Here is an 18,506-nt window from a genome sequence, read left to right as displayed (position 1 = left end):
GCCCTAAAATTGTGCCTTAAAACCATCGCATCCTGTGCGGTGGTTCTGACCTGAAATCAGAACGAGAAAATCATGTTTAAACCAGAACTTCTTTCGCCAGCCGGAACGCTGAAAAATATGCGTTACGCCTTCGCCTATGGCGCCGATGCTGTGTATGCGGGCCAACCGCGTTACAGCCTGCGAGTGCGCAATAACGAATTCAATCACGAAAACCTGCAACTGGGCATCAACGAAGCCCATGAGCTGGGTAAAAAATTCTACGTGGTTGTCAACATTGCCCCGCACAACGCCAAGCTGAAAACCTTTATCCGTGACCTGAAACCGGTTATCGATATGGGCCCGGATGCGCTGATCATGTCCGATCCTGGTTTAATCATGATGGTGCGTGAAGCATTCCCGGAAATGGATGTTCACCTTTCGGTGCAAGCCAACGCCGTAAACTGGGCAACCGTGAAGTTCTGGAAACAAATGGGGCTGACCCGCGTGATCCTTTCCCGTGAACTGTCACTCGAAGAGATCGCCGAAGTGCGTGAACAAGTGCCGGATATGGAACTGGAAATTTTCGTTCACGGCGCATTGTGCATGGCTTATTCAGGCCGCTGCCTGCTTTCTGGTTACATCAACAAGCGCGACCCAAACCAGGGAACCTGCACCAACGCCTGCCGTTGGGAATACAAAGTTGAAGAAGGCAAAGAAGATGATGTCGGTAATATCGTGCATCTTCATGAGCCGATTCCGGTACAAAATATCGAGCCAACTTTGGGCGCCGGCGCACCGACTGACAAAGTGTTTATGATGGAAGAAGCCAAACGCCCAGGTGAATACATGACCGCGTTCGAAGACGAACACGGCACTTACATCATGAACTCGAAAGATCTGCGCGCCATTGAACACGTTGAACGCCTGACCAAAATGGGTGTGCACTCACTGAAAATCGAAGGCCGCACCAAATCCTATTACTACTGCGCGCGTACCGCTCAGGTTTATCGCCGCGCGATTGACGATGCCGCTGCCGGTAAGCCATTCGACCCAACGCTGCTGACCACACTTGAAGGTTTGGCACATCGCGGCTACACCGAAGGTTTCTTGCGCCGTCACAATCACGATTCGTATCAGAATTATGATTACGGCCATTCGGTTTCTGAAACCCAACAGTTTGTCGGCGAATTTACCGGTGAGCGTCGTGGCGAGCTGGCGGCGGTAAAAGTGAAGAATAAATTCCTGCTCGGCGACAGCCTGGAATTAATGACGCCGCAAGGTAACGTCACTTTCACCCTCGAAGTGCTGGAAAATACTAAAGCGCAGCCGATTGACGTGGCTCCGGGTGATGGTCACACCGTATGGATGCCTGTGCCGGAAGATGTCTCGCTGGATTATGCGCTGCTGATGCGCAATTTGGCAGGTCAGACCTCACGCGATCCACACGCTAAATAGTTAATTTAGGGGATTTTTTAGCGCAAGAGGATTTCTTAGAAACCGATCACATACCGCTTCGTTAGATGCGGTTATTATCGCTGAGCTGAAAAACATAACCCATAAATTCAAGCTATACCCTAAATAATTCGAATTGTAGAAAGGCGGCGACGCAGTGAATCCCCAGGAGCTTACTCAAGTAAGTGACTGGGGTGAACGAGGAAAGCCAACGCATCTACAATTTGAAGTATGATGGGTATGTACCAGGAACCACCTCATTGGCCTGTGCAATCTCCCTTGCGCAGGCCTTCTTTTTTGTTTGTATTTAGTTGAAATAAAAGGATTTATTTCAGGTCATGTCCACACATTGACCACATCGATAAAAAGGCACCCCATTTGAGGTGCCTTTTTTTACATCCAGTGGATTTGTTGTTGGCCACCTTGCATCGGGTGAGGCAGTACCGGTGTTCTCTCGCCTGGCTTAACGATGTAGTGCTTTACGGTCTCCAGTGTCACAAAAGTCGCGCTGCAATTCACGTTCTGGCACTGGTGATAACGCTCTTTTGTTTCGGTGGAATGATAGCGGCTTGTACGGGCGTGGGCAGCGGTCTGACACAATGGGCAATGGAACATTTCAACACCTCGACTGAATTCGTTTGATGTCGTTATTTTACCCATTAAATCATTATATAACAACAACTTGAAATCATTCATTCGCGTTCCCCCTCCTCCTGATACTCTACATCAATAAGCCTCACCTCAAGCTCTAGAGACGTCGTGAAGCCGCTGTTACTGAGTGAGTGCATCACCTTAGTGATTGTCCATGCCTGCTCGTCGATGACGCGCTTAAAGCCTGAAACGGTGACCGGTGTTTCCGGGTAAAGATCTGCACGACCCATCGCCAGGCTAATCGAAAACTCCGCCACCCCGCGTTGCAGTTTGTCCCATTTAGCCTGAGCCGCGCGCATCGCCTGCGTCTTGCTGGCGTAAGTGGTGGTCAGCGCAAACACGTTATCTTCCTCACCGACCATGTACTCGCCCTCGCGCGCTTCCTTTTCCTTTGGTGCTTTCTTCGCTTTTACCGGCTTAGCCTTCGGGTGCTGGAGGGCGCGCAGGTTCTGCGGTTTAGCCTTACGCCTGAGTTTGACCTGCTGCTTTTGTTCTTTCGGCTCTCTGGTGTGCAACCATTTAGCGGTCACGCCGGTGTAAGCACCCCGATCAGCAATCGCAAACTGGTGACGGTCACCGTCGCGGCGCTCGATGCTCATCTGCGCAATGGGTTTGCCGCTGGCGGTAACACCGGCACCCGCTTTCAGGAACAGCAGTTTCCCCGCCTTGACCGATACCTCCGCTCCGTTGCGTTCTGCCAGACGGGTGAGGAATTTCGCATCCGACTCCTGCGTCTGGTCAATATGCGGGACAGCAATCGCGGCGAACTGCGGGGCGACGCTGGCCGTCAGTTTGTTACGGCTGGCGATAGTGTTCAGCAGTTCCCCGAGCGTGGTGTCGTGATAGGACGCCTCACGGCGTGAATTGAGCGTGCCGCGAAAATCTGCACTGCGCGCACGGATAGTCAGCGTATCCGGTGCGCCACGGTGTTCAATTTCATCGACCGTGAACTGGCCTTTCCCCAGCAGCGCCGAACCCTGCCAGCCGAGGAACAGCGACAAGACTGTGCCGCGCACCGGCAACTCAATCAGGCCGTCAGTGTCATCGAGTTCGATATCGAGCTGGTCAGCCTCAAAGCCGCGGTTATCGGTCATGCTGAGGCTAATCAGCCGGTCACTGATATTACGGGTGATGTCCTGCTGATTGAGGGTGAGCATAAACGCCGGTGCCATGCTTGCCCCGGCATCCAGTGTCATTCCGGTCAGCATTAAAATAACCCTCCGATTTTACTCTGCATGTTCCCGACCAGGCTTTCGGCCTGCTTCTCGATATCGCCAAACATCGCCGTCAACGTTTCATCCACGCGGGTCAGGCTGACGGTAAAATCAATTTTCATGGCTGAGCCATCGGCAAAAAACTCGCTGTGGGTTTCGCTGACCGAATTAATCACAAACATGCCGTAAATGGTGCCGCTGCCATCGAGCAGTGACCAGGCACGCCCCTCATCCGCCATCAGGTTGAGTGCCAGCAGCGACAGCCTGCCGCCGGTGATTTCCGGCAACAGGCTTCCACTCAGGACAATTTTTTCCTCATTCACGCCGAGGAACTGCATCGCCGGTCGCTGACCGACGCGGCTGTTCGACGGCCAGCGATAATCCACGTCTCGTTGCAGGCTCTGATAAGGCAGTGTCTGTAACTGAAAAACAAACATGCCGAGGGCAAGCATCATGGTGATTCCTCCTTAGTCGTGCATCATGCTGGCACGCTGTTTCGCCCGTTTCTCGCGTTCGTATTTTTCCAGGCTGTCGCGCAGCTGGCGGTCAAGTTCACCACCGTTCTGCACACTGCCGCCGATGGCGATGTGATACTCATTGCGGCTCTGGTCAGTGTAGGTTTTGCCACTGCTGGCGGTGACCGGCTGATAACCACTGGTACCGCTGGCATAAGCGTTGACCTTTTCGGCCTGCACACTGAGCTGACCGGACTCCTGGTTGATGAGGCCGAGCTTGTCGAGTACCCACTCGATTCCGTCACGCAGGGCGGTAAATGGTGTCATGGCGAGCCGGAAAGCACCGGCCAGTGCCTGACCAAACGCCACGCCAGACTCCTTGCAACTGTCGAGCGTGTCCTTGCTGGCTTTCACCGGGGCAATCAGCTCTTTGAACCACTGCCAGACCCCCTGAACTTTCTGGCCGATAGCCTCAAACACCGGAGCCAGTGGCGCGAACATCTCAGCCACCGGCGCAAAGGCAGCCTTCAGTCCTTCCACCACACCGCTGAAGAATGCGCTCAGCGGCTCCCAGTATTGATAGATGAGCAGCGCACCGCCGGCGATGGCGGCACCGATGGCGACAATCGGCCAGCTGAGCGCGCCGAGCACCGTCATCATTGCGCCACCGGCCACGGTAAACGCGGTGCCGAGCAGACCAGCAGCGGCAATCAGGGCATTGACACCGGCAATCACCGGCCATGCCACCAGACCAATCGCCCCGACCAGACCGACCACCGCCAGCGCCACGCCCCCGACCTTGAGCAGCGTCTGCGCGAGTCCTTTGTTCTGCACAATCCAGTGGTCAAGTTTCAGCACATATTTGGTGGTGGTTTGTGTCAGCTGGCGCAGGGAAGATTCCTGCTGGTCAAACAGGTCAGTACCGACCGCCTCATACGCCGACTGAAACTCTTTGAAGTCGCCGCCGAGGTTGTCCTGCATCACCTTCACCAGTTCGGCGGTTTTGCCGTCCGAGGCTTTAAAGGTGGCGGTGAGTTTGTCGAGTTTGCCGGTCATGGCGTCGGTCATCAGTACCGCAGCCGCCGAACTGGCTTCCTCGCCAAAGATGACCTTCATGTACTCGGCACGCTGCGCTGTACCGAGTTTGTTTTTCTCAAATTTGCCCTGCATTTCTTTCAGGATGGTAAACAGCGGGCGCATGTTGCCCTTGCTGTCGGCGGTGCTGACTTTCAGCTCAGTGAGTGCCGTTTTCGCCTGGCCGACCGGTGCCTGCAAACGGCTGATGACCGCACGACTGCCGGTGCCTGCCATCGAGCCGGTGATTTTCGCATCGTGCAGCGCACCGGCCATCGCGGCGGTTTCTTCAATGCTGATACCGGCATTTTTCGCCACCGGCGCGATATAGGTGAGGGCATCACTCAGCCCGTTAAAGTCTGCGGCGGTTTTGTTCATCGTGGTCGAAAGCACATCGCCAATGTGCGCGACCTTGTCGTCGGAAAGCTGGAACGCCGAGCGCATCCCCATCAGCAGCGCGGCGTTTTCTTCCATGGTGCGCTGGTTGGCGAGCGCCATATTCAGCGTGACCGGTGTCGCTGCCTGAATGGCCGCCGCATCCCCGCCGGATTTGGCGATAATAATCTGCGCACCGGCGGCATCATCTGCTGACGCTGCGGTGTTATCGCCGAGCTGGCGCGCCTGTTTACGCAGGGCTTCCATTTCCGGTGAGGTTTTTTCCACCCCGAGTACCGCCTGCAACTCGGAATTTTTCTGCGCAAAGTCATAGCCGGGTTTCAGGATACCGACACTGGCGGCTACACCGGCAGTTGCCATGCCGATACCCGCCGCCCCGACCGCGCCCGCTGTTCCGGCCAGCTGTTTACCGGCCTGATAACGGTTGTTGACGGCGTTGAGTCTGTCCTGCTGTCGGCTGACCCGCGCCAGGGCTTCCCGCTGGCGATTAAGCTGCGCGGTGGTTTCGCTGAGCGAATTTCTCAGACGGCGCTCGTCGGATGACAGGGTGCGGGTGTTAATTCCCGCCTGTGCCAGCTCCTGCCGCTGGCGCTGTACCGACTGACGCAACCCGTTATATTTGGTCTGCAATTCCGAAGCCGAACGCTTTGCGGCTTCCAGTGCCTGCGCCTGTGCACGCGTCGGACTGGCGGTATTCCGGAACTGCACCGCCAGCGCGGCGGCTTCCTGTTTTGCTTTTGCCAGTGACTGACCGGTGACCGCAAGCTGCGCGCTGGTTTTACGAAAACCGTCAATACGCGATGCCTGGCCGTTTAAATCCTTGAGGGTTTTCTGCGTGTTGCGGATATCCCCCGCCAGCGCCTTGCTCGCCGTCTGGATGTGTTTAAACGGGCGCGTCGCCTGGTCAACGGCTTTAAGCAGCACTTCAATTCTGACGTTATTACTCATGAGAATTTCCGCTACGTTTTAGCGCCATCTCGCGCCAGCTGATGAGGTCGCTCAGGCTCAGGGCGTAGAGTTCTGATGGCGGCCAGTGGAAGATCACCGCAATATCCGCCATCAGGTCGTCGACCGATAAACCCGACGGGAAGCTTAAGCCGCCGAAGCCGGAGCCAAAAAACCGATCACCTTCGCGGCTAGCGTCATCATGTCCGGCAGTTCCAGCGCGGCGACATCCGACTCGGTGAGGCTCGGGTAAGTCATACGCGGCAGCACTTTAATCAGCGCGTTCACATCCGAGCTGGCGACATCAGCGAGACTCACCCCGCGCAGGGTGCCTGCGGTCGGCTTAATCAGGGTGACCGTTTCAATCACAATGTCACCGCGTTTAACCGGCTTCACCAGGGTCACAATGTTCGGGTTATCAGAAGTGTTCTTGTATTTTTTTGCGTTGCTCATGGGGTTGTTCTCCGTGGATTTCACAAGGGATAACCGGCCAGCCTGGCTGACCGGTCAATACTTTAAGCCAGACCGATATTGCGGCGGCGCTGCTCCAGACGGTCGACGCCGTTCACTTTCTCAATCATGTTGAGGGTGTCGATTTCAATCAGCTCTTTACCGTTCATCGTCAGCTTGTAATAGGTGCACACCGTGGTGATTTTGGTTTCGGTGTCCTCACCCTGTTTGCTGTCGCCGCCGTCAAATTCTTTGTGACGGCCACGCACCACCACCTCGACGGCGGTTTCTTCTTCGGTGTCGTCGCGCTGGTAGGAGCCTGCAAAACGCAGCGGCACACTGGAGGCACCCGGCAGCGCGTACTGCGCCCAGAGTTCTTCATCCGGGAAACCGCCGAGCGTCCACTCAATCGTGAGTGCATCATCGTCGAGACCAAAATCCACCTGCGCGGCACCGTTCATGCCGCCGCCGCGATAATTTTCCAGTTTGCGGGTGAGCTTCGGCAGCGTCACCGAGGACACCACACCCATATAACTGAGGCCGTCGTTAAACAGGTTGAGTGATTTAAGCTTGCGGGGCATTGCCATGATTCAGCGCTCCTTATCCGTTGACCGAGGCGATCAGGTTCACCAGGTATTTATCGGTGATGCGCTGACGCAGGGTGAGGTTTTCCAGTGGTGGCACCGGCGTGTAGTCGTAATCGAGATAGAGTTTCCCGGCTTTCAGGGATTCTTTATCGTTGGCGGTTTCATCAAACCAGCAATCTGCATCGACGATGTAACCGGCGGTTTTCAGCTCGCGGAATTTGGCCTTGATGCCGTCAACAATGTCGCGGATAAGTACCGGTGTGATCGGCTTATCCACCGCCCACATATGCCCCTCGGCCATCGTGTCGGCGATCACCTGTGCAGTGCGGGTGTAGTTCTCAAACAGGAATAACGGGTCGTCAGAACAGGTGCGGTTTCCCCAGAAACGAAAACCATCCTTGCGGATAAGGGTTGTGACTCCTGCCTCATTGAGCAGGTCAGCATCGGTGCCGGAGGCCTGTAAATCCCAGAACACCGAAGCACTGATACCGGTGACACCCTGCACCCCGACGTTGGACAGGGTTTTGTGCCAGCCGACGGTCTGGTCAATAAAGGCACGCAAACCGAGTGCACGTGCCGTGGCATACGCCGGAGCACTGGCATTCGTCTCCGTATCCCAGGCGATAAAGTCCGGCCAGATAACCATCAGCTCACGCTGGCTGAAGTTGTCGCGATACTTGATGGCGTCAGAAATTGTTTTGCAGTTCCACGCACTGACATAGCCAAAGGCGCGCAGGCTGACGCACACCGATGCCAGCGCAACCGCCACTTCCTGCGAATCCAGCCCCGGCACGCCGAGAATGCGCGGTTTCACACCGGTTACGACCTCAGCCGTCAGCAGGGCTTTAATGCCGGTGTATTTACCGTTTACATCAGTGCCGCCAATGATATTGCTGATGGTCTGCGCGCGGGCGGCATCTTCATCCTCGTCGTCACCTTCTTCGACACGCACCACAATCGTCACCGGCTTGCACTGGTCAGCAATCGCCTGGAGGGAAGCCGCCAGGGTGCCTTTGGTTCCGGCTTTGCCAATGGCGGTCTGCACATTAGTAATTAAGACCGGCTCATTAAGGGGAAAGGTCTGCGCGTCGGCATCGCTGGCGGTACACACCATGCCGATGACCGCCGTCGAGACCGTGGAAATAACACGCGTGCCGTCGTTAATTTCAATAACCTGCACGCCGTGGTGGTAATCACTCATCCGGCTCACTCCGTAGTTTTCAGAAGTGTCTATTTTCAGGTGTTGTGTGATATGAGGGCTAACGATGGGTGCTGGCTGAGGTCAGGCACAACAAGGACAAACCAAAGTTAACTCACTGGATTGTCAGGTGATGAGATTGATCGACGAGAGCGATCAATTAGCGAGAATTGATCGTTTATATCCATTATCTATAAAGATGTATTGCCGTTATCGTTTTCCGCAATATTCATAAGGGAGTATGTGCGGTGCTGATGATCACGGGTGTCTTGATGCTGTTACTGGTTGCCCACGCGTTGCTGCCGATGGGTTTTGAGTGTGCGCACTGCGGAAAACGTCGGAGCCTGTTTTCCAGACTGATGTCACTGGACGGTGATATTTGTGATGACTGCGTTGATGTGACGAACAGAGAAATAAGAGAGAAAAAGTCTGTCTAGCCCGCTGATGCGGGCTTTTTTTTGTCTGCTATTTGTCTGCCGGGAAAGGTGGCCAGTTAATGGAGGATTCTGTCAGGTCGAGTTCTTCCAGCGCATCAATATAATCAAGCCACATATTTAGGCTGGTCGTTTGTTTATCAGTTAAAGTGCGGCCCAGTACTAATTTTGTCTGGCTGACAACGATTTTTCCTTTCGCATCACTAATAAGCCGGGCGCGTTCGTCCTCAGCCTGCTGCTGTAGTTCTTCCTGCGAATAGCTGAATGGGATGATTTTTTTACCATCAAAGACCCAGCGCGTACCCGCTTCAAAAAACGTCACGGGAACACTGGATTTTTTAATTTCTGAAACGGATAAATTATCAGGCGCCAGCATGGAAGCATCCCATGAAGCTGCAATAATATTGCCCCTAGCATCAAACATAAATTTCAGGCTGGTTTTCGAAAATTCCTTTTGCGCTTCGTACCAGTCTTTCCCGTCTTCATCGCTAAAAACCAGTACTGCAATATCACCCATTTGTTTAACCGATGGGGTGAAATTCTTCATTATTTTCATTGTTGTAAATCCTTATGAGTAGGCGGCTGTATACCAGACGTCATTAATGAGGTATTGCAGGGGACGGATACGGATCCAGTAATTTGAACTCCCCCGGTCAGCAAAAGATGTCATGACGCCGCCGCCTACTCGTTCGTTGTTACTACGCTCCTGATATTCACCAGATGCCCCGAAGCGGATGCTCTGCACAAAATAGGTGCGCACCCATGAAATATCGGCTTTTGCATCACGTTGCGGAATGGTGCAAAAGTTGCCATTTACCCAGGTTTGTACATCGACTACACGGTTATTGACCCAGTCCATAAACGCAACATTACGATTAACCGGACCAGTGGAGTAACCGATATCCCCGCTCTGGTTATTGAACATCCACCGACTAATTGTTCCGTTATCATTTTTGACCAGGATAACGGGGTCATTGAAAGCCTGGCCTTTAGGGATGTAAAAACCAAAGGCAACACTGGAGGCGTAGCCAGTACCTTTTTGACCGTGGCCTTTAATCAGAGGACACCAGGCATCTCCATCAGGGGAATAGGTGTCTGCGGCATTAAATGGGGCAACTTGAAAATTACCCCACTCAGATCCCCATCCTCCCGCAAATCCTTTGCCAACAAACTGCCCAGAGGAATGGTTAAAGAGTGGATTGGCTGCCACGCCCTGCATGGAAAGCTGGTTGTAAGCATTGTTAAACAGACGGATGTTGTAGTCATTGGCATCAGAATTAAAATGGAAGTCGATAACCGATGCGCCGCCCGTCAGTTCAATACTGGATGTCTGTAATCCGCCATTAGCTTGAAAATATCTATCAAGTACAAATTTGCTGCTATCCCACCAACCAATATTCGCATTATTGGCCCGGATAAATGCGCTGCCGTCGCCGTTTGCCAGGAACCCCGTGTCACTGTCGCCGATGTTAATTGCGCGTGGGACGGTGACGTCGCCATTATCACTGAACCGGAAGCTGGCCTTGCCCACCTGCATCTGAACCTGATTAGCACCAATGGAGAATGTGCCTCCGTTGACGAGCACGCGCCCGGGAGTGACATCCGCGCTTGAGGTCTGAGCGTCACACAAGGCGGCGGATTTCAGCCCGAGGTTTTCCCGAGCCTGTTCCTTGTTTTCCACATCAGAAAGGTTTTTGTCTTTCTGCAGGGCGTTAACAATACGCGCGTCGTCACCCGCCGCCACCGTTCCCGCCGTGGTGCCGGTATCCATCACCGCCGCACCTTTCAGCCCGAGATGCTGGCGAGCCTGACCAGCATCAGGTAAATCCGACAGGTTGTTTTCTTTGAGCAGGCGGCTGTCGGCATTTTTGTTCGCCTTATCGCCCATATCAAATGCGGCTTTCACCGCTTTCGGCGTGGCGGCCAGCACCTCGCTGTCACTGTTGAGCGCGCTGCTCAGTTGGGTAAAACCCTTATCCTCCAGCGTGGCATCAGGATGTCGGCGCGAGCGTTCATGTTCCGCGAGTTGATTATCAACGTAGTCCTGGGTCGCCATCACCGTGGTGGTGTCGATGGTCAGGTCAACCGACTCAATGGCACTGACCATAATCACCATACGCACGGTTTGCGCGCGGCCTGAACCCTCAGCCAGTTTCGGCTTGTAGCTTTCGGCCATATTGGCAATGGCGATAAGTGTGCCATCAGCATCAAACAAGCCCATTTCCCGCATCCAGAATCCGCCCCGTTCCGGCGGAATAACCAGCTCGACCACCACGTAATTATCGTGATTGACATCGATGCTGATTTTATTCAGTTCTGCGCGCCATTTTTCACGGATGAGGGCTGTCTGGCTGACATCCGGCTCCGGCAGCGAGCCGCCGCCATCCCCGACAGCCATGTGTGTCAGGCTAATCAGTGTGCCGCCTGCGGTGGCAGCAGCCAGTTTTGCCGCCCCGGCGGTGGTCAGCAGTGTTTTATATTTCACGGTCATAATTGCCTCTTTTATCCGGGGTACACGGTAATAATGTCGCCGTCATAGCTCATGCCACCGACGTAAAATTCGCCCCTGACATCCTGGGTAATGTTCAGGCCAGTCAGGTGACGGCTGGCGGCTTTTGCATCAGCAATCAGGCGCTCCATTTCGAGGTACATTTCCTCGGTAATGCCGCTTTCCAGCACGCCAATATCAAGACGAAACGTGCCGGGTGCTTCGTTGCTCTGCCACCACTCGGTGACATTAATCAGATAGCCGAGCGGCTCCACCACGCGCCGGATAGCGCCGATGGTGCCTTTGTGTTTGTGAATGTATTTGGCGGTCTGGATAACGTTGCGTTTGGCTTCTTCCGTCCAGTTCTCATCCCAGCGGTCAACCGAAAACGCCCACGCCAGATACGGCAGCAGCGGTGCGGGGCATTCCAGCGGGTTCCAGAGCTGGCGCAGCGGCACCGGGACGCGCGTCAGTTCGGCACAGGCTTTTGCGGCGGCCAGCTCAAGCTCAGAGGAGCCAACCGGCAGCAGCCGGACGTTATTCATCAGCACCCCCGATAACGATTTGGTAATCCGCACAGTACGAGGCCTGAGTGTCATCGAGCACGATGTCGGCCAGCGGTTTAGTCAGCTCGACGCGCTGCACACCCTCCACATGTAAAGCGGCATAAATGGCCGACTTGCGAATATCGCGCCCGAGGCGGTGCTGCGCGCTGATATAGGCTTTCAGTTTGGCCTCGGCAGCCTGCCTCACCGGCTCCAGTTCGGGTCCAGGGTAAAGGTAAAGTGTCGCGTCAATTACATAGTCGACAATGACCGCCGACTGCACCGTCACACGGTCAGCCACCGGGCGCACGTTCTCATCATTCAGGGCAAGGCTGACAATGTTCACCAGCTCATCACTGGCGGTGCCGTTCCCTTCACGCGACAACACGGAAATCGTTACACAGGCCGGTGACGGGCTGATCACCGACACATCAGCGACCCGCCCGTCGGCACTGCGGCCATGGAACTGATACGCCCCGACAGGACCAGCAACACTCAGCCCTTCAAACGATTGCTGAATACGCAGACGGAAATCACTGTCGGATTCCATCACCGCCGCCACTGGCGGGATAGCGCTGTCATCGGCTGGCGTAATGACCAGGCGTGTGACGTTATTATTTGCGCCGAGCACATCGAGGTCATTTGCCCTGGAAAATGCCAGCATCACCGCCAGTGCCGACTCGTTAACCCGCTGGCGCAGAATCAGCTCACGATACGCGTTCTCCTCCAGCAGCTTGACGATGGGGTCGGATTCCAGCGCCAGCACCCGCGCGACGGCTTCCTGCTCCTCCTCCGGGTAAAGAGAAATCAGTGTCGCCTTGCGCTCGGCGAGCAGGGTTTCATAGTCCAGTACCTCGACCACGTCCGGCGGCGGTAACTGGCTCAGGTCAATGGTTGCCATAATCTCAGCTCAGGGGAATGGTTAAGGAAAAAGGCGCGCCACCGGTGCCGGTACGCGTGCCGGTGATATCGACGAATAACGCGCCTGCGGTGGTGCTCTCAAAGGTGATGGCCGTCAACCGGATACGCGGCTCCCATTTCAGGATGGCCATGTAACAGGCCGACATAATTTGCAGGCGCAGCGCCGGGTTATCGGGCTGGTCAATCAGTGCTGATAACAGCGAGCCGTAATCGCGGCGCATCACGCGTGAGCCAATGGGGGTGATAAGAATGTCGCGCACGCTTTGACTGATATGTCCGGAATCGGACAAACTCAGGCCGGTGGCACGATCCATGCCGAGATAACGAGCCGTCACAGGATACCCTCCGTCAGACTTCCGCCACGCTGCACTCCACCGTGGTCGTGGTCATCAACCTGCACGCCGTTGGATTTAAACGTGCCGCCGCTGTGCTCGATATTGCCGCTCATGCTGCCGCCCTGTTTCACTTCCAGCGTGCCGGTGGTGAGCTTGTTCGTGCAGACCACTTCCGGTGTATCGAGGGTGATTTTCTGGCTGGCTTTGACGGTCACAAGCGGCACTGTGACGACCACAGATTCAGACGCCGTAACCATGGCGGTTTTAATACCCGAAACAGTCAGTGCACCGGTCTCCGGTTCGTATTCGAGAATTGCACCATCAGGGAAAGAAACGTGTAGCGCGTCGGCGGAGACTGACGGCGCGGGGTTATCATCGGAGTAGATGCCAGGCAGAACGAAAGCGGTGTCCAGCTCGCCGCCCATCGCCAGCACTAACACCTGCTCGCCGACAGACGGTGCCCACCATGTACGTGAGCGACCAGCGCGGGGTGTCAGCCAGTGCAACCAGTCGGTGATGATACCGCCGGTTTCCACACGGCATAATGCCCGCACGGTGTCGACATCGGTCACGACGCCGGTGCGGATAAGGTTGCGCAGCAGGCGCGCGAGATCCTGGAGTGATGAGAGAGTATTCATGAGGGAAAGGATGCCGCCTGTACGGGCGAGCAGCAACGCAAGAGCGTTATCTGATTGATAGCACAACCAGACCAGGATGTAATCTTACTGAAGCTGTAAAACCGTCCAGCTTATATGTTAGTCGCAACTTATTGCGAAATATCCATTTAGTCTATTTCAAGCTTGATTTAATTATGTCTGCAGCAACGCTAACCCCAATTTTGGTGGCTACATCCAAACACCAACTCGCAGCCCCCTTGAGGCGGCCAAGAATTTTACTTATATCACCAGTTCCCTCCCTGGCGGCTTCCTCTGCTTCAGCTAAAACACCAAGTGCAATGTCATGCTCGGGAAGTGAATCATCCCTTAATGCTAACTCTCGTCTCAGCTCCCTACGAAGTTCAGATAACTGGCTTGCCAGCACAACCAGATCTATAGATTCGCGTGTAGTAATTTCGGTATCTCGTCGATTTGAAATGTCTTGAGCGGTTGAGTGAATAAGCACAACATTCCCTTCTCCTACGTTATACTTATCGCCCATATGCACCTCATCAGAATAGATGGTAAGCAAAGACTGAAAATAGTTTTTTGATATTTCTAACCCACGCTTATATGCTTTTAACCAGCCAAAATCATCGTTACGAATTGTGTTGGAAAGTGCAAATGATGAGGGTGCTATCCACTCGCTTTCTTCAGGTATCTCACCTTTAATATCGAAAACAATATTCTTCAGTAATGCCTCAAAATTTTCTAATTCGCGTTGATGATACTGAGCCTCTTCAGGTAAAGGGCGACCCGCAGCATCCGCTGCAAGCATACGTTTGGCACGTTCGATCAGTTGCACATGCTGTGCTATTGCTATGAGTACTCGTTGTTTGCTCATTGTTAACCTCGACAACTAATGCCAAACAAATGCAGTTCATTAAAAAAACACAGAATTAATACGAAAATTAGTAAATTGATTTGGGAGAAATAAATTACTTGGTTGGTGTTATTGATAGCTTAGGACTATTTGTAAGTATAAATACATCAACGTAATGCAAAGTATTAATTTAGTATTAGTAAAAGACTGTAGCTAAACCTTTGCAAGATGACTGATAATTATATCCTCGACTAATTGTCGCTCATCTTGATTAACTCCCAACAATGGCCGTGCCTCATACTGCACACCCTCACTATACCGGTTTGGCTTATCCCTTAACCCCTCCTGATGCACACGCGCCATGCGCTGCACGCGTCCGGTAAATTCCACCACCGCAGCCTCGTTAGAGCCTTTCGCCTTCATATACCGGTTGGTGCGTAGTTTGGTAAACATCTCACGTTTCACCCGGCCTTTTTTACCTTTCACCGGCTGGCGTTTACGGGCGGCATACGGCGTGCCGTCCGGGGCTTGTTGACGTTTGATGCGCTGTTGTTGCGAGGTTCTGAGCTGTTTCGCAATCTCAGCCGACATCCTGCGGCGCGCAGCCGGTGACAGGCTGGCAATCAGACCAGCGAGCTTATCTTCAAAGGGTTTGAGCTCATTCATGCCACTGACTCACCAGTTCGCCGTGCACATAGAGTTCCATCGGGCGGGTGACATTGTCCGGCAACGGTGGCTCGGCGGCGTGCTTCACGTGCAGCGTTTCCCCTTCCTGCCTGACCAGCGTGCGCTCAGTCAGCAACAGGCTGATACTCACGTCAACACTTTCGTCGTCGTTAATATCGGCGATATACGTGAAGCCTTTTTTGCGCCCTTCATCGGTGGTCATGATGTCGGGCTGGTTTTCCCGCAGCCAGGCATTGACCGGCACGATAAGGTAATCCAGATCGCCGTGATAATCGGTGACCACGACATTCAGCGTGTACTGATTTTCAAACGACAGCGAACTGGCAAGCGTGGAGGCGATTTTCCCGCTGTCGATAAAAATGCGCAGCATGTCGGGATTATTGCGCAGCACCGGTGCCGCATCACAGAGCGCTTTGCGTAAACTGGCGGGCTTGAGCATCGAGTGTGTCCTGACAATGTTTGATGGTTTCAGTCTGGGTGGCACAGCTGACCAGTGCCGCCTCAAGCTGGCGAATGTCCGCGCTTAAATCACCGTTAGTGTGCGGGCTGCTTGCCGGTATCGGACACAGCGCCACTTTCGGACAGCCACTGTAAATAATCAGCGGTGGTGGTGAAGGCGGGGCGGGTGTGCAGCCGGATAATGTCATCAGGCAAATCAGACTCATACCACTCACGCAGCGCTTTATTTTCATTGAGTAACCTCGTCACGGTGTTGCCACGGTTCGCCGCCAGCGTGTTTGCGGTGGTGAGCTGGTTGCGTAAATCCACCTGCGCCTGTTCATTCCGCTGCCTGAGTTTTGCAGCAACACCGAGCTGATTGCGCAGCATGATGATCTGGGTTTGCTGCTCACCGGCGACACGGTTTGCCTTTTCAAACGAGCGGGTCAGCGTGTTGTTTTCGCGCTTCATCCACATCAGACCGGCGACGGCCAGCAACAGCAAAATCATCAGTGTTTTCATTCCATCCCCCTGAGACAGTAAGCGCGCTCACGTGCGCGGCGGTTTTCCAGCCCGGTATTTCTGACGCCATTCACAAACACCCAGCGCGGGAACTGGTCACACACCTGCCACCACTGGTAACGCTTGATGTAGCTCACCATCGTTGAGCGACAGGCCGCACCGGTGCCAACGTTAAACGCAAAACTCACCACCGCGTCATACACCGGTTGCGGCATATCTACCGGCACGCAGACCGCAAGACGGCGCTCAACATTGAGCACGTCGCTGACCAGGTTCTGCGCGGCCTGACGCTCGGTAATATCGCCTTTTGGCGTAACGCCTGCGGTGTGACCGATGCCTGATGTCCAGACACCGGCGCTGCACTGGTACGGTTTCAGGCGACACCCTTCGAGGTCGGCAATCAGTGCCAGCCCGTCGGGTGAGGTTTTCAGTAATGAGAAATCCGGCAGCAGAACGGCAAGCGCCAGCACTACCGCGACACTGCAACGTTTAACGATTGATGCCACGCACCACCTCCTCATTCAGCCCCATTGCGCGCAGATAGCGGAAGGTCTGGCGGCGATACCAGAAATTCACCAGCGCGGTGAAAATCGCACAGCCCCCGCCGACATACAGCGCCAGTTTTTCCGGCGTCTGCGTACCGAAATACGCCAGCGCCACCGACAGCCAGTAAGTGACAAACGTGGTGATTTTTTCCATTGTCAGTCCCATAAATTCAGGGTCTCCGTGACCGGTGAGGAATCGACATCCGGCAGTTCAACCGCGGTGCCGTGAGGCAGCTCCTCACCGAGTTCTGCAAGACCTGGATTGGCGAGTAACACTGCTTCGACCACACCCTCGGTGCGCCGGTAATGGCGTGCACACAGTGCGTCGAGGGTGTCGCCCTGGAGCGCAAAAACCTTCATCAGATTTGCCCGATGATGCAGCGGGATTTGTCCTGGAGGCGCGACACCGCCCAGCGCATATCCCGCCACATTTCATCAATGGTGCTCTCGATGCTGTCGGCTTTTTTATCCCCTTTGGCGCTCGCATCCACACCGCGATAGTTCTCATAAAGCTTCGCGGTGGTCATCGCGGTCACGGCTTGCAGGTAGTAAAAACACCGCACACTTTCACCATCAATCGCGTCAGCCGGTACGGCAGCCAGGCTGTCATACCCGAGTGCCATCTGCTCACGGCGGTAGTCACGCAGCTCGGCGTTGGTTTCGGCCATGCCGTCAACAATGGCGGCGCGCAGCCGAACCGGTGTGATGGTGTGCTCAAGGCGCAGCAGCTCGCGAATGCGCAGCGGCTCAACGTCGGGGAAAAAAGCCGTATTGGTAATGGCCGCTTCCGCGACCGGGCGCGGGGGAATAACCACACCCTGACCGGCCTGCGGGCTTTCAGGCTTGCTGATAATCACTGTCGTCATGACAACCTCAAAATAGGTGGACGGTGGACGCCGGTATCGATGAGGAATAAATCCAGTCTCAACCGGCGTGCCGTCCGGCGCGGGGCGCATTCTTAACCGGTGGTGTTAGCCACTTTGCGGGGACGACCGCGTTTACCTGGTGTGGTCGCTGGTTTACGCGCTCGCGGTTTTGTCTTTGGTTTTTTCACGATGACGGGCTTAGGTTTCAGCGCGCTTTCGAGGCGCTCAATGTCCTTTTTCACACCCGCCTGTGCATCGAGCTGCATGGCTCGCTTAAGCTGTTCTAGGGCATCCGCCAGCATCCCTTTGTCACGGAGCACCAGACCAGTGATTTTGTGCAGGCGTCCACGCACTTTGTCGGGCATATCAGCGGTGCTGGTCAGGGTCTGGGTTGCCAGCAGCAAAGCGACATCCACTGACTCACCAGCGGCATGGGCACGCATGGCCGCCAGTGCCACATCCTCGGCGAGCACATACGGTGTGGTGCGTTTGTGCAGCGCGGGCATGGTCAACCCGTACTGCATCGCATAGCGGCCAATCTCCAGCGCACCGGCAATATCACCGGCATCGAGCTTCCACAGCATGACGGTCATCACGATGTCATCCTGCGCGCCTTTGCCTTCGGCCAGCACACCGGCGACCCACGGCGCATAGGACGGCAACAGCGCGCGCTTTTTGTCGGCCTTGCGCTCGATGGAATGAATGGTTTTTAAAATGCGCTGGTCGGCGGCCAGTTTGACCAGCATCTGCTCGTAAGCATTTGCATGGCGCAGCGGGTTATCGTCCCGCTGCGCGGTCACAATGGCCGAGACCCGCATCATGTGACGTGCGGCGGGACTCGTCAT

General features: G+C 54.8%; 26 protein-coding genes. 2 read left to right on the top strand and 24 right to left on the bottom strand.

Features of this window, described 5'->3' with window-relative positions; genetic code table 11:
• The first annotated feature begins 72 nt into the window (after positions 1-72).
• A complete protein-coding gene (gene yegQ / locus D8682_RS23800; protein WP_064545158.1) occupies positions 73-1,434 on the top strand; it encodes a tRNA 5-hydroxyuridine modification protein YegQ in 1,362 nt (453 codons plus the stop codon).
• A gap of 390 nt (positions 1,435-1,824) precedes the next feature.
• Here yegQ and D8682_RS23795 read toward each other — a convergent pair whose 3' ends face one another.
• From D8682_RS23795 to D8682_RS23760, 8 genes are all read right to left on the bottom strand, one after another.
• The gene (locus D8682_RS23795) at positions 1,825-2,046 is read right to left on the bottom strand and encodes a DNA-binding transcriptional regulator (protein WP_162303074.1); all 222 of its coding nucleotides are present in this window, start codon (positions 2,044-2,046) and stop codon (positions 1,825-1,827) included.
• 77 nt (positions 2,047-2,123) lie between these two features.
• Positions 2,124-3,290, bottom strand: a complete 1,167-nt coding sequence (locus tag D8682_RS23790; protein ID WP_121815283.1) for a phage late control D family protein — start codon at positions 3,288-3,290, stop codon at positions 2,124-2,126.
• A complete protein-coding gene (locus D8682_RS23785; RefSeq protein ID WP_121815282.1) occupies positions 3,290-3,751 on the bottom strand; it encodes a phage tail protein in 462 nt (153 codons plus the stop codon). The genes D8682_RS23790 and D8682_RS23785 overlap by 1 nt, the downstream gene beginning before the upstream one ends.
• Positions 3,752-3,763: 12 nt before the next feature.
• Entirely contained in the window at positions 3,764-6,169 is a 2,406-nt protein-coding gene (locus D8682_RS23780; RefSeq protein WP_121815281.1) for a phage tail tape measure protein, read from the bottom strand.
• Positions 6,162-6,281 carry a GpE family phage tail protein gene (locus D8682_RS23775; protein WP_121814353.1) on the bottom strand — a complete coding sequence of 40 codons (120 nt, stop codon included), beginning with the start codon at positions 6,279-6,281 and terminating at the stop codon, positions 6,162-6,164. The genes D8682_RS23780 and D8682_RS23775 overlap by 8 nt, the downstream gene beginning before the upstream one ends.
• A gap of 32 nt (positions 6,282-6,313) precedes the next feature.
• Entirely contained in the window at positions 6,314-6,619 is a 306-nt protein-coding gene (locus D8682_RS23770) for a phage tail assembly protein (protein ID WP_121815280.1), read from the bottom strand.
• 62 nt (positions 6,620-6,681) lie between these two features.
• Entirely contained in the window at positions 6,682-7,203 is a 522-nt protein-coding gene (locus D8682_RS23765) for a phage major tail tube protein (RefSeq protein WP_121815279.1), read from the bottom strand.
• 13 nt (positions 7,204-7,216) lie between these two features.
• Entirely contained in the window at positions 7,217-8,404 is a 1,188-nt protein-coding gene (locus D8682_RS23760) for a phage tail sheath protein (protein ID WP_121815278.1), read from the bottom strand.
• Between the two features lie 245 nt (positions 8,405-8,649).
• Between D8682_RS23760 and D8682_RS23755 the strand changes: the two genes are divergently transcribed.
• A complete protein-coding gene (locus D8682_RS23755) occupies positions 8,650-8,838 on the top strand; it encodes a hypothetical protein (protein ID WP_121815277.1) in 189 nt (62 codons plus the stop codon).
• Positions 8,839-8,866: 28 nt separating this feature from the next.
• Here the strand turns inward: D8682_RS23755 and D8682_RS23750 are convergent, their stop codons facing one another.
• The 16 genes from D8682_RS23750 to D8682_RS23675 all read right to left on the bottom strand — a co-directional run bounded on the left by D8682_RS23750 (position 8,867) and on the right by D8682_RS23675 (position 18,506).
• Positions 8,867-9,391, bottom strand: coding sequence for a tail fiber assembly protein (locus D8682_RS23750; RefSeq protein WP_121815276.1), 525 nt, complete (start codon positions 9,389-9,391; stop codon positions 8,867-8,869).
• A 12-nt stretch (positions 9,392-9,403) separates the two neighbouring features.
• Entirely contained in the window at positions 9,404-11,326 is a 1,923-nt protein-coding gene (locus D8682_RS23745; RefSeq protein ID WP_121815275.1) for a phage tail protein, read from the bottom strand.
• Between the two features lie 11 nt (positions 11,327-11,337).
• Positions 11,338-11,868 carry a phage tail protein I gene (locus tag D8682_RS23740; protein ID WP_121815274.1) on the bottom strand — a complete coding sequence of 177 codons (531 nt, stop codon included), beginning with the start codon at positions 11,866-11,868 and terminating at the stop codon, positions 11,338-11,340.
• Complete coding sequence (locus D8682_RS23735) at positions 11,861-12,769, bottom strand: baseplate assembly protein (RefSeq protein WP_121815273.1); 909 nt, start codon at positions 12,767-12,769, stop codon at positions 11,861-11,863. Before D8682_RS23735 ends, D8682_RS23740 begins: the two co-directional genes overlap by 8 nt.
• A gap of 4 nt (positions 12,770-12,773) precedes the next feature.
• Positions 12,774-13,124, bottom strand: coding sequence for a GPW/gp25 family protein (locus D8682_RS23730; RefSeq protein ID WP_121815272.1), 351 nt, complete (start codon positions 13,122-13,124; stop codon positions 12,774-12,776).
• Positions 13,121-13,762 (bottom strand): phage baseplate assembly protein V, encoded by a 642-nt coding sequence (locus D8682_RS23725; protein WP_121814361.1) that lies wholly within the window; start codon positions 13,760-13,762, stop codon positions 13,121-13,123. Before D8682_RS23725 ends, D8682_RS23730 begins: the two co-directional genes overlap by 4 nt.
• 151 nt (positions 13,763-13,913) lie before the next feature.
• Complete coding sequence (locus D8682_RS23720) at positions 13,914-14,624, bottom strand: hypothetical protein (RefSeq protein WP_121815271.1); 711 nt, start codon at positions 14,622-14,624, stop codon at positions 13,914-13,916.
• A gap of 192 nt (positions 14,625-14,816) precedes the next feature.
• Complete coding sequence (locus tag D8682_RS23715) at positions 14,817-15,269, bottom strand: phage virion morphogenesis protein (RefSeq protein WP_121815270.1); 453 nt, start codon at positions 15,267-15,269, stop codon at positions 14,817-14,819.
• Positions 15,262-15,729, bottom strand: coding sequence for a phage tail protein (locus tag D8682_RS23710; RefSeq protein WP_121815269.1), 468 nt, complete (start codon positions 15,727-15,729; stop codon positions 15,262-15,264). Before D8682_RS23710 ends, D8682_RS23715 begins: the two co-directional genes overlap by 8 nt.
• On the bottom strand, positions 15,692-15,937 hold the full coding sequence (gene lysC / locus D8682_RS27265; protein WP_121815268.1) for an Rz1-like lysis system protein LysC: 246 nt from the start codon (positions 15,935-15,937) through the stop codon (positions 15,692-15,694). The genes D8682_RS23710 and lysC overlap by 38 nt, the downstream gene beginning before the upstream one ends.
• Entirely contained in the window at positions 15,825-16,250 is a 426-nt protein-coding gene (lysB, locus tag D8682_RS23700; protein ID WP_121815267.1) for an Rz-like lysis system protein LysB, read from the bottom strand. Before lysB ends, lysC begins: the two co-directional genes overlap by 113 nt.
• Entirely contained in the window at positions 16,247-16,756 is a 510-nt protein-coding gene (locus tag D8682_RS23695) for a lysozyme (RefSeq protein ID WP_121815266.1), read from the bottom strand. The genes lysB and D8682_RS23695 overlap by 4 nt, the downstream gene beginning before the upstream one ends.
• Positions 16,740-16,961: a primosomal protein gene (locus D8682_RS23690; RefSeq protein ID WP_115631019.1), complete on the bottom strand. Its 222-nt coding sequence runs from the start codon at positions 16,959-16,961 to the stop codon at positions 16,740-16,742. Before D8682_RS23690 ends, D8682_RS23695 begins: the two co-directional genes overlap by 17 nt.
• A complete protein-coding gene (locus D8682_RS23685) occupies positions 16,952-17,155 on the bottom strand; it encodes a tail protein X (RefSeq protein ID WP_121814369.1) in 204 nt (67 codons plus the stop codon). Before D8682_RS23685 ends, D8682_RS23690 begins: the two co-directional genes overlap by 10 nt.
• Complete coding sequence (locus tag D8682_RS23680; RefSeq protein WP_121815768.1) at positions 17,155-17,661, bottom strand: head completion/stabilization protein; 507 nt, start codon at positions 17,659-17,661, stop codon at positions 17,155-17,157. Before D8682_RS23680 ends, D8682_RS23685 begins: the two co-directional genes overlap by 1 nt.
• Before the next feature lie 92 nt (positions 17,662-17,753).
• Positions 17,754-18,506, bottom strand: a complete 753-nt coding sequence (locus D8682_RS23675; protein WP_121815265.1) for a terminase endonuclease subunit — start codon at positions 18,504-18,506, stop codon at positions 17,754-17,756.

Origin of the sequence: Buttiauxella sp. 3AFRM03 (genome assembly GCF_003675305.1) — a bacterium.
GTDB classification, from domain to species: Bacteria; Pseudomonadota; Gammaproteobacteria; order Enterobacterales; family Enterobacteriaceae; genus Buttiauxella; species Buttiauxella ferragutiae.
Note: the sequence above shows the minus strand (reverse complement) of the source record. Positions and strands in the feature narration are given on the sequence as shown.

Excerpts from the sequence above, each read along its gene's own strand:
- D8682_RS23770 (WP_121815280.1), bottom strand. The coding sequence starts at position 6,619 with ATGAGCAACGCAAAAAAATACAAGAACACTTCTGATAACCCGAACATT.
- D8682_RS23750 (WP_121815276.1), bottom strand. The coding sequence starts at position 9,391 with ATGAAAATAATGAAGAATTTCACCCCATCGGTTAAACAAATGGGTGAT.
- D8682_RS23775 (WP_121814353.1), bottom strand. The coding sequence starts at position 6,281 with ATGGCGGATATTGCGGTGATCTTCCACTGGCCGCCATCAGAACTCTAC.
- D8682_RS23710 (WP_121815269.1), bottom strand. The coding sequence starts at position 15,729 with ATGCTCAAGCCCGCCAGTTTACGCAAAGCGCTCTGTGATGCGGCACCG.
- D8682_RS23740 (WP_121815274.1), bottom strand. The coding sequence starts at position 11,868 with ATGAATAACGTCCGGCTGCTGCCGGTTGGCTCCTCTGAGCTTGAGCTG.
- D8682_RS23690 (WP_115631019.1), bottom strand. The coding sequence starts at position 16,961 with ATGGGACTGACAATGGAAAAAATCACCACGTTTGTCACTTACTGGCTG.
- lysB (WP_121815267.1), bottom strand. The coding sequence starts at position 16,250 with ATGAAAACACTGATGATTTTGCTGTTGCTGGCCGTCGCCGGTCTGATG.
- D8682_RS23745 (WP_121815275.1), bottom strand. The coding sequence starts at position 11,326 with ATGACCGTGAAATATAAAACACTGCTGACCACCGCCGGGGCGGCAAAA.
- D8682_RS23685 (WP_121814369.1), bottom strand. The coding sequence starts at position 17,155 with ATGAAGGTTTTTGCGCTCCAGGGCGACACCCTCGACGCACTGTGTGCA.
- D8682_RS23720 (WP_121815271.1), bottom strand. The coding sequence starts at position 14,624 with ATGAGCAAACAACGAGTACTCATAGCAATAGCACAGCATGTGCAACTG.
- lysC (WP_121815268.1), bottom strand. The coding sequence starts at position 15,937 with ATGACATTATCCGGCTGCACACCCGCCCCGCCTTCACCACCACCGCTG.
- D8682_RS23725 (WP_121814361.1), bottom strand. The coding sequence starts at position 13,762 with ATGAATACTCTCTCATCACTCCAGGATCTCGCGCGCCTGCTGCGCAAC.
- D8682_RS23680 (WP_121815768.1), bottom strand. The coding sequence starts at position 17,661 with ATGACGACAGTGATTATCAGCAAGCCTGAAAGCCCGCAGGCCGGTCAG.
- D8682_RS23765 (WP_121815279.1), bottom strand. The coding sequence starts at position 7,203 with ATGGCAATGCCCCGCAAGCTTAAATCACTCAACCTGTTTAACGACGGC.
- D8682_RS23795 (WP_162303074.1), bottom strand. The coding sequence starts at position 2,046 with ATGTTCCATTGCCCATTGTGTCAGACCGCTGCCCACGCCCGTACAAGC.
- D8682_RS23675 (WP_121815265.1), bottom strand. The coding sequence starts at position 18,506 with ATGACGAGTCCCGCCGCACGTCACATGATGCGGGTCTCGGCCATTGTG.
- D8682_RS23735 (WP_121815273.1), bottom strand. The coding sequence starts at position 12,769 with ATGGCAACCATTGACCTGAGCCAGTTACCGCCGCCGGACGTGGTCGAG.
- D8682_RS23785 (WP_121815282.1), bottom strand. The coding sequence starts at position 3,751 with ATGATGCTTGCCCTCGGCATGTTTGTTTTTCAGTTACAGACACTGCCT.
- D8682_RS23715 (WP_121815270.1), bottom strand. The coding sequence starts at position 15,269 with ATGAATGAGCTCAAACCCTTTGAAGATAAGCTCGCTGGTCTGATTGCC.
- D8682_RS23790 (WP_121815283.1), bottom strand. The coding sequence starts at position 3,290 with ATGCTGACCGGAATGACACTGGATGCCGGGGCAAGCATGGCACCGGCG.
- D8682_RS23760 (WP_121815278.1), bottom strand. The coding sequence starts at position 8,404 with ATGAGTGATTACCACCACGGCGTGCAGGTTATTGAAATTAACGACGGC.
- yegQ (WP_064545158.1), top strand. The coding sequence starts at position 73 with ATGTTTAAACCAGAACTTCTTTCGCCAGCCGGAACGCTGAAAAATATG.
- D8682_RS23780 (WP_121815281.1), bottom strand. The coding sequence starts at position 6,169 with ATGAGTAATAACGTCAGAATTGAAGTGCTGCTTAAAGCCGTTGACCAG.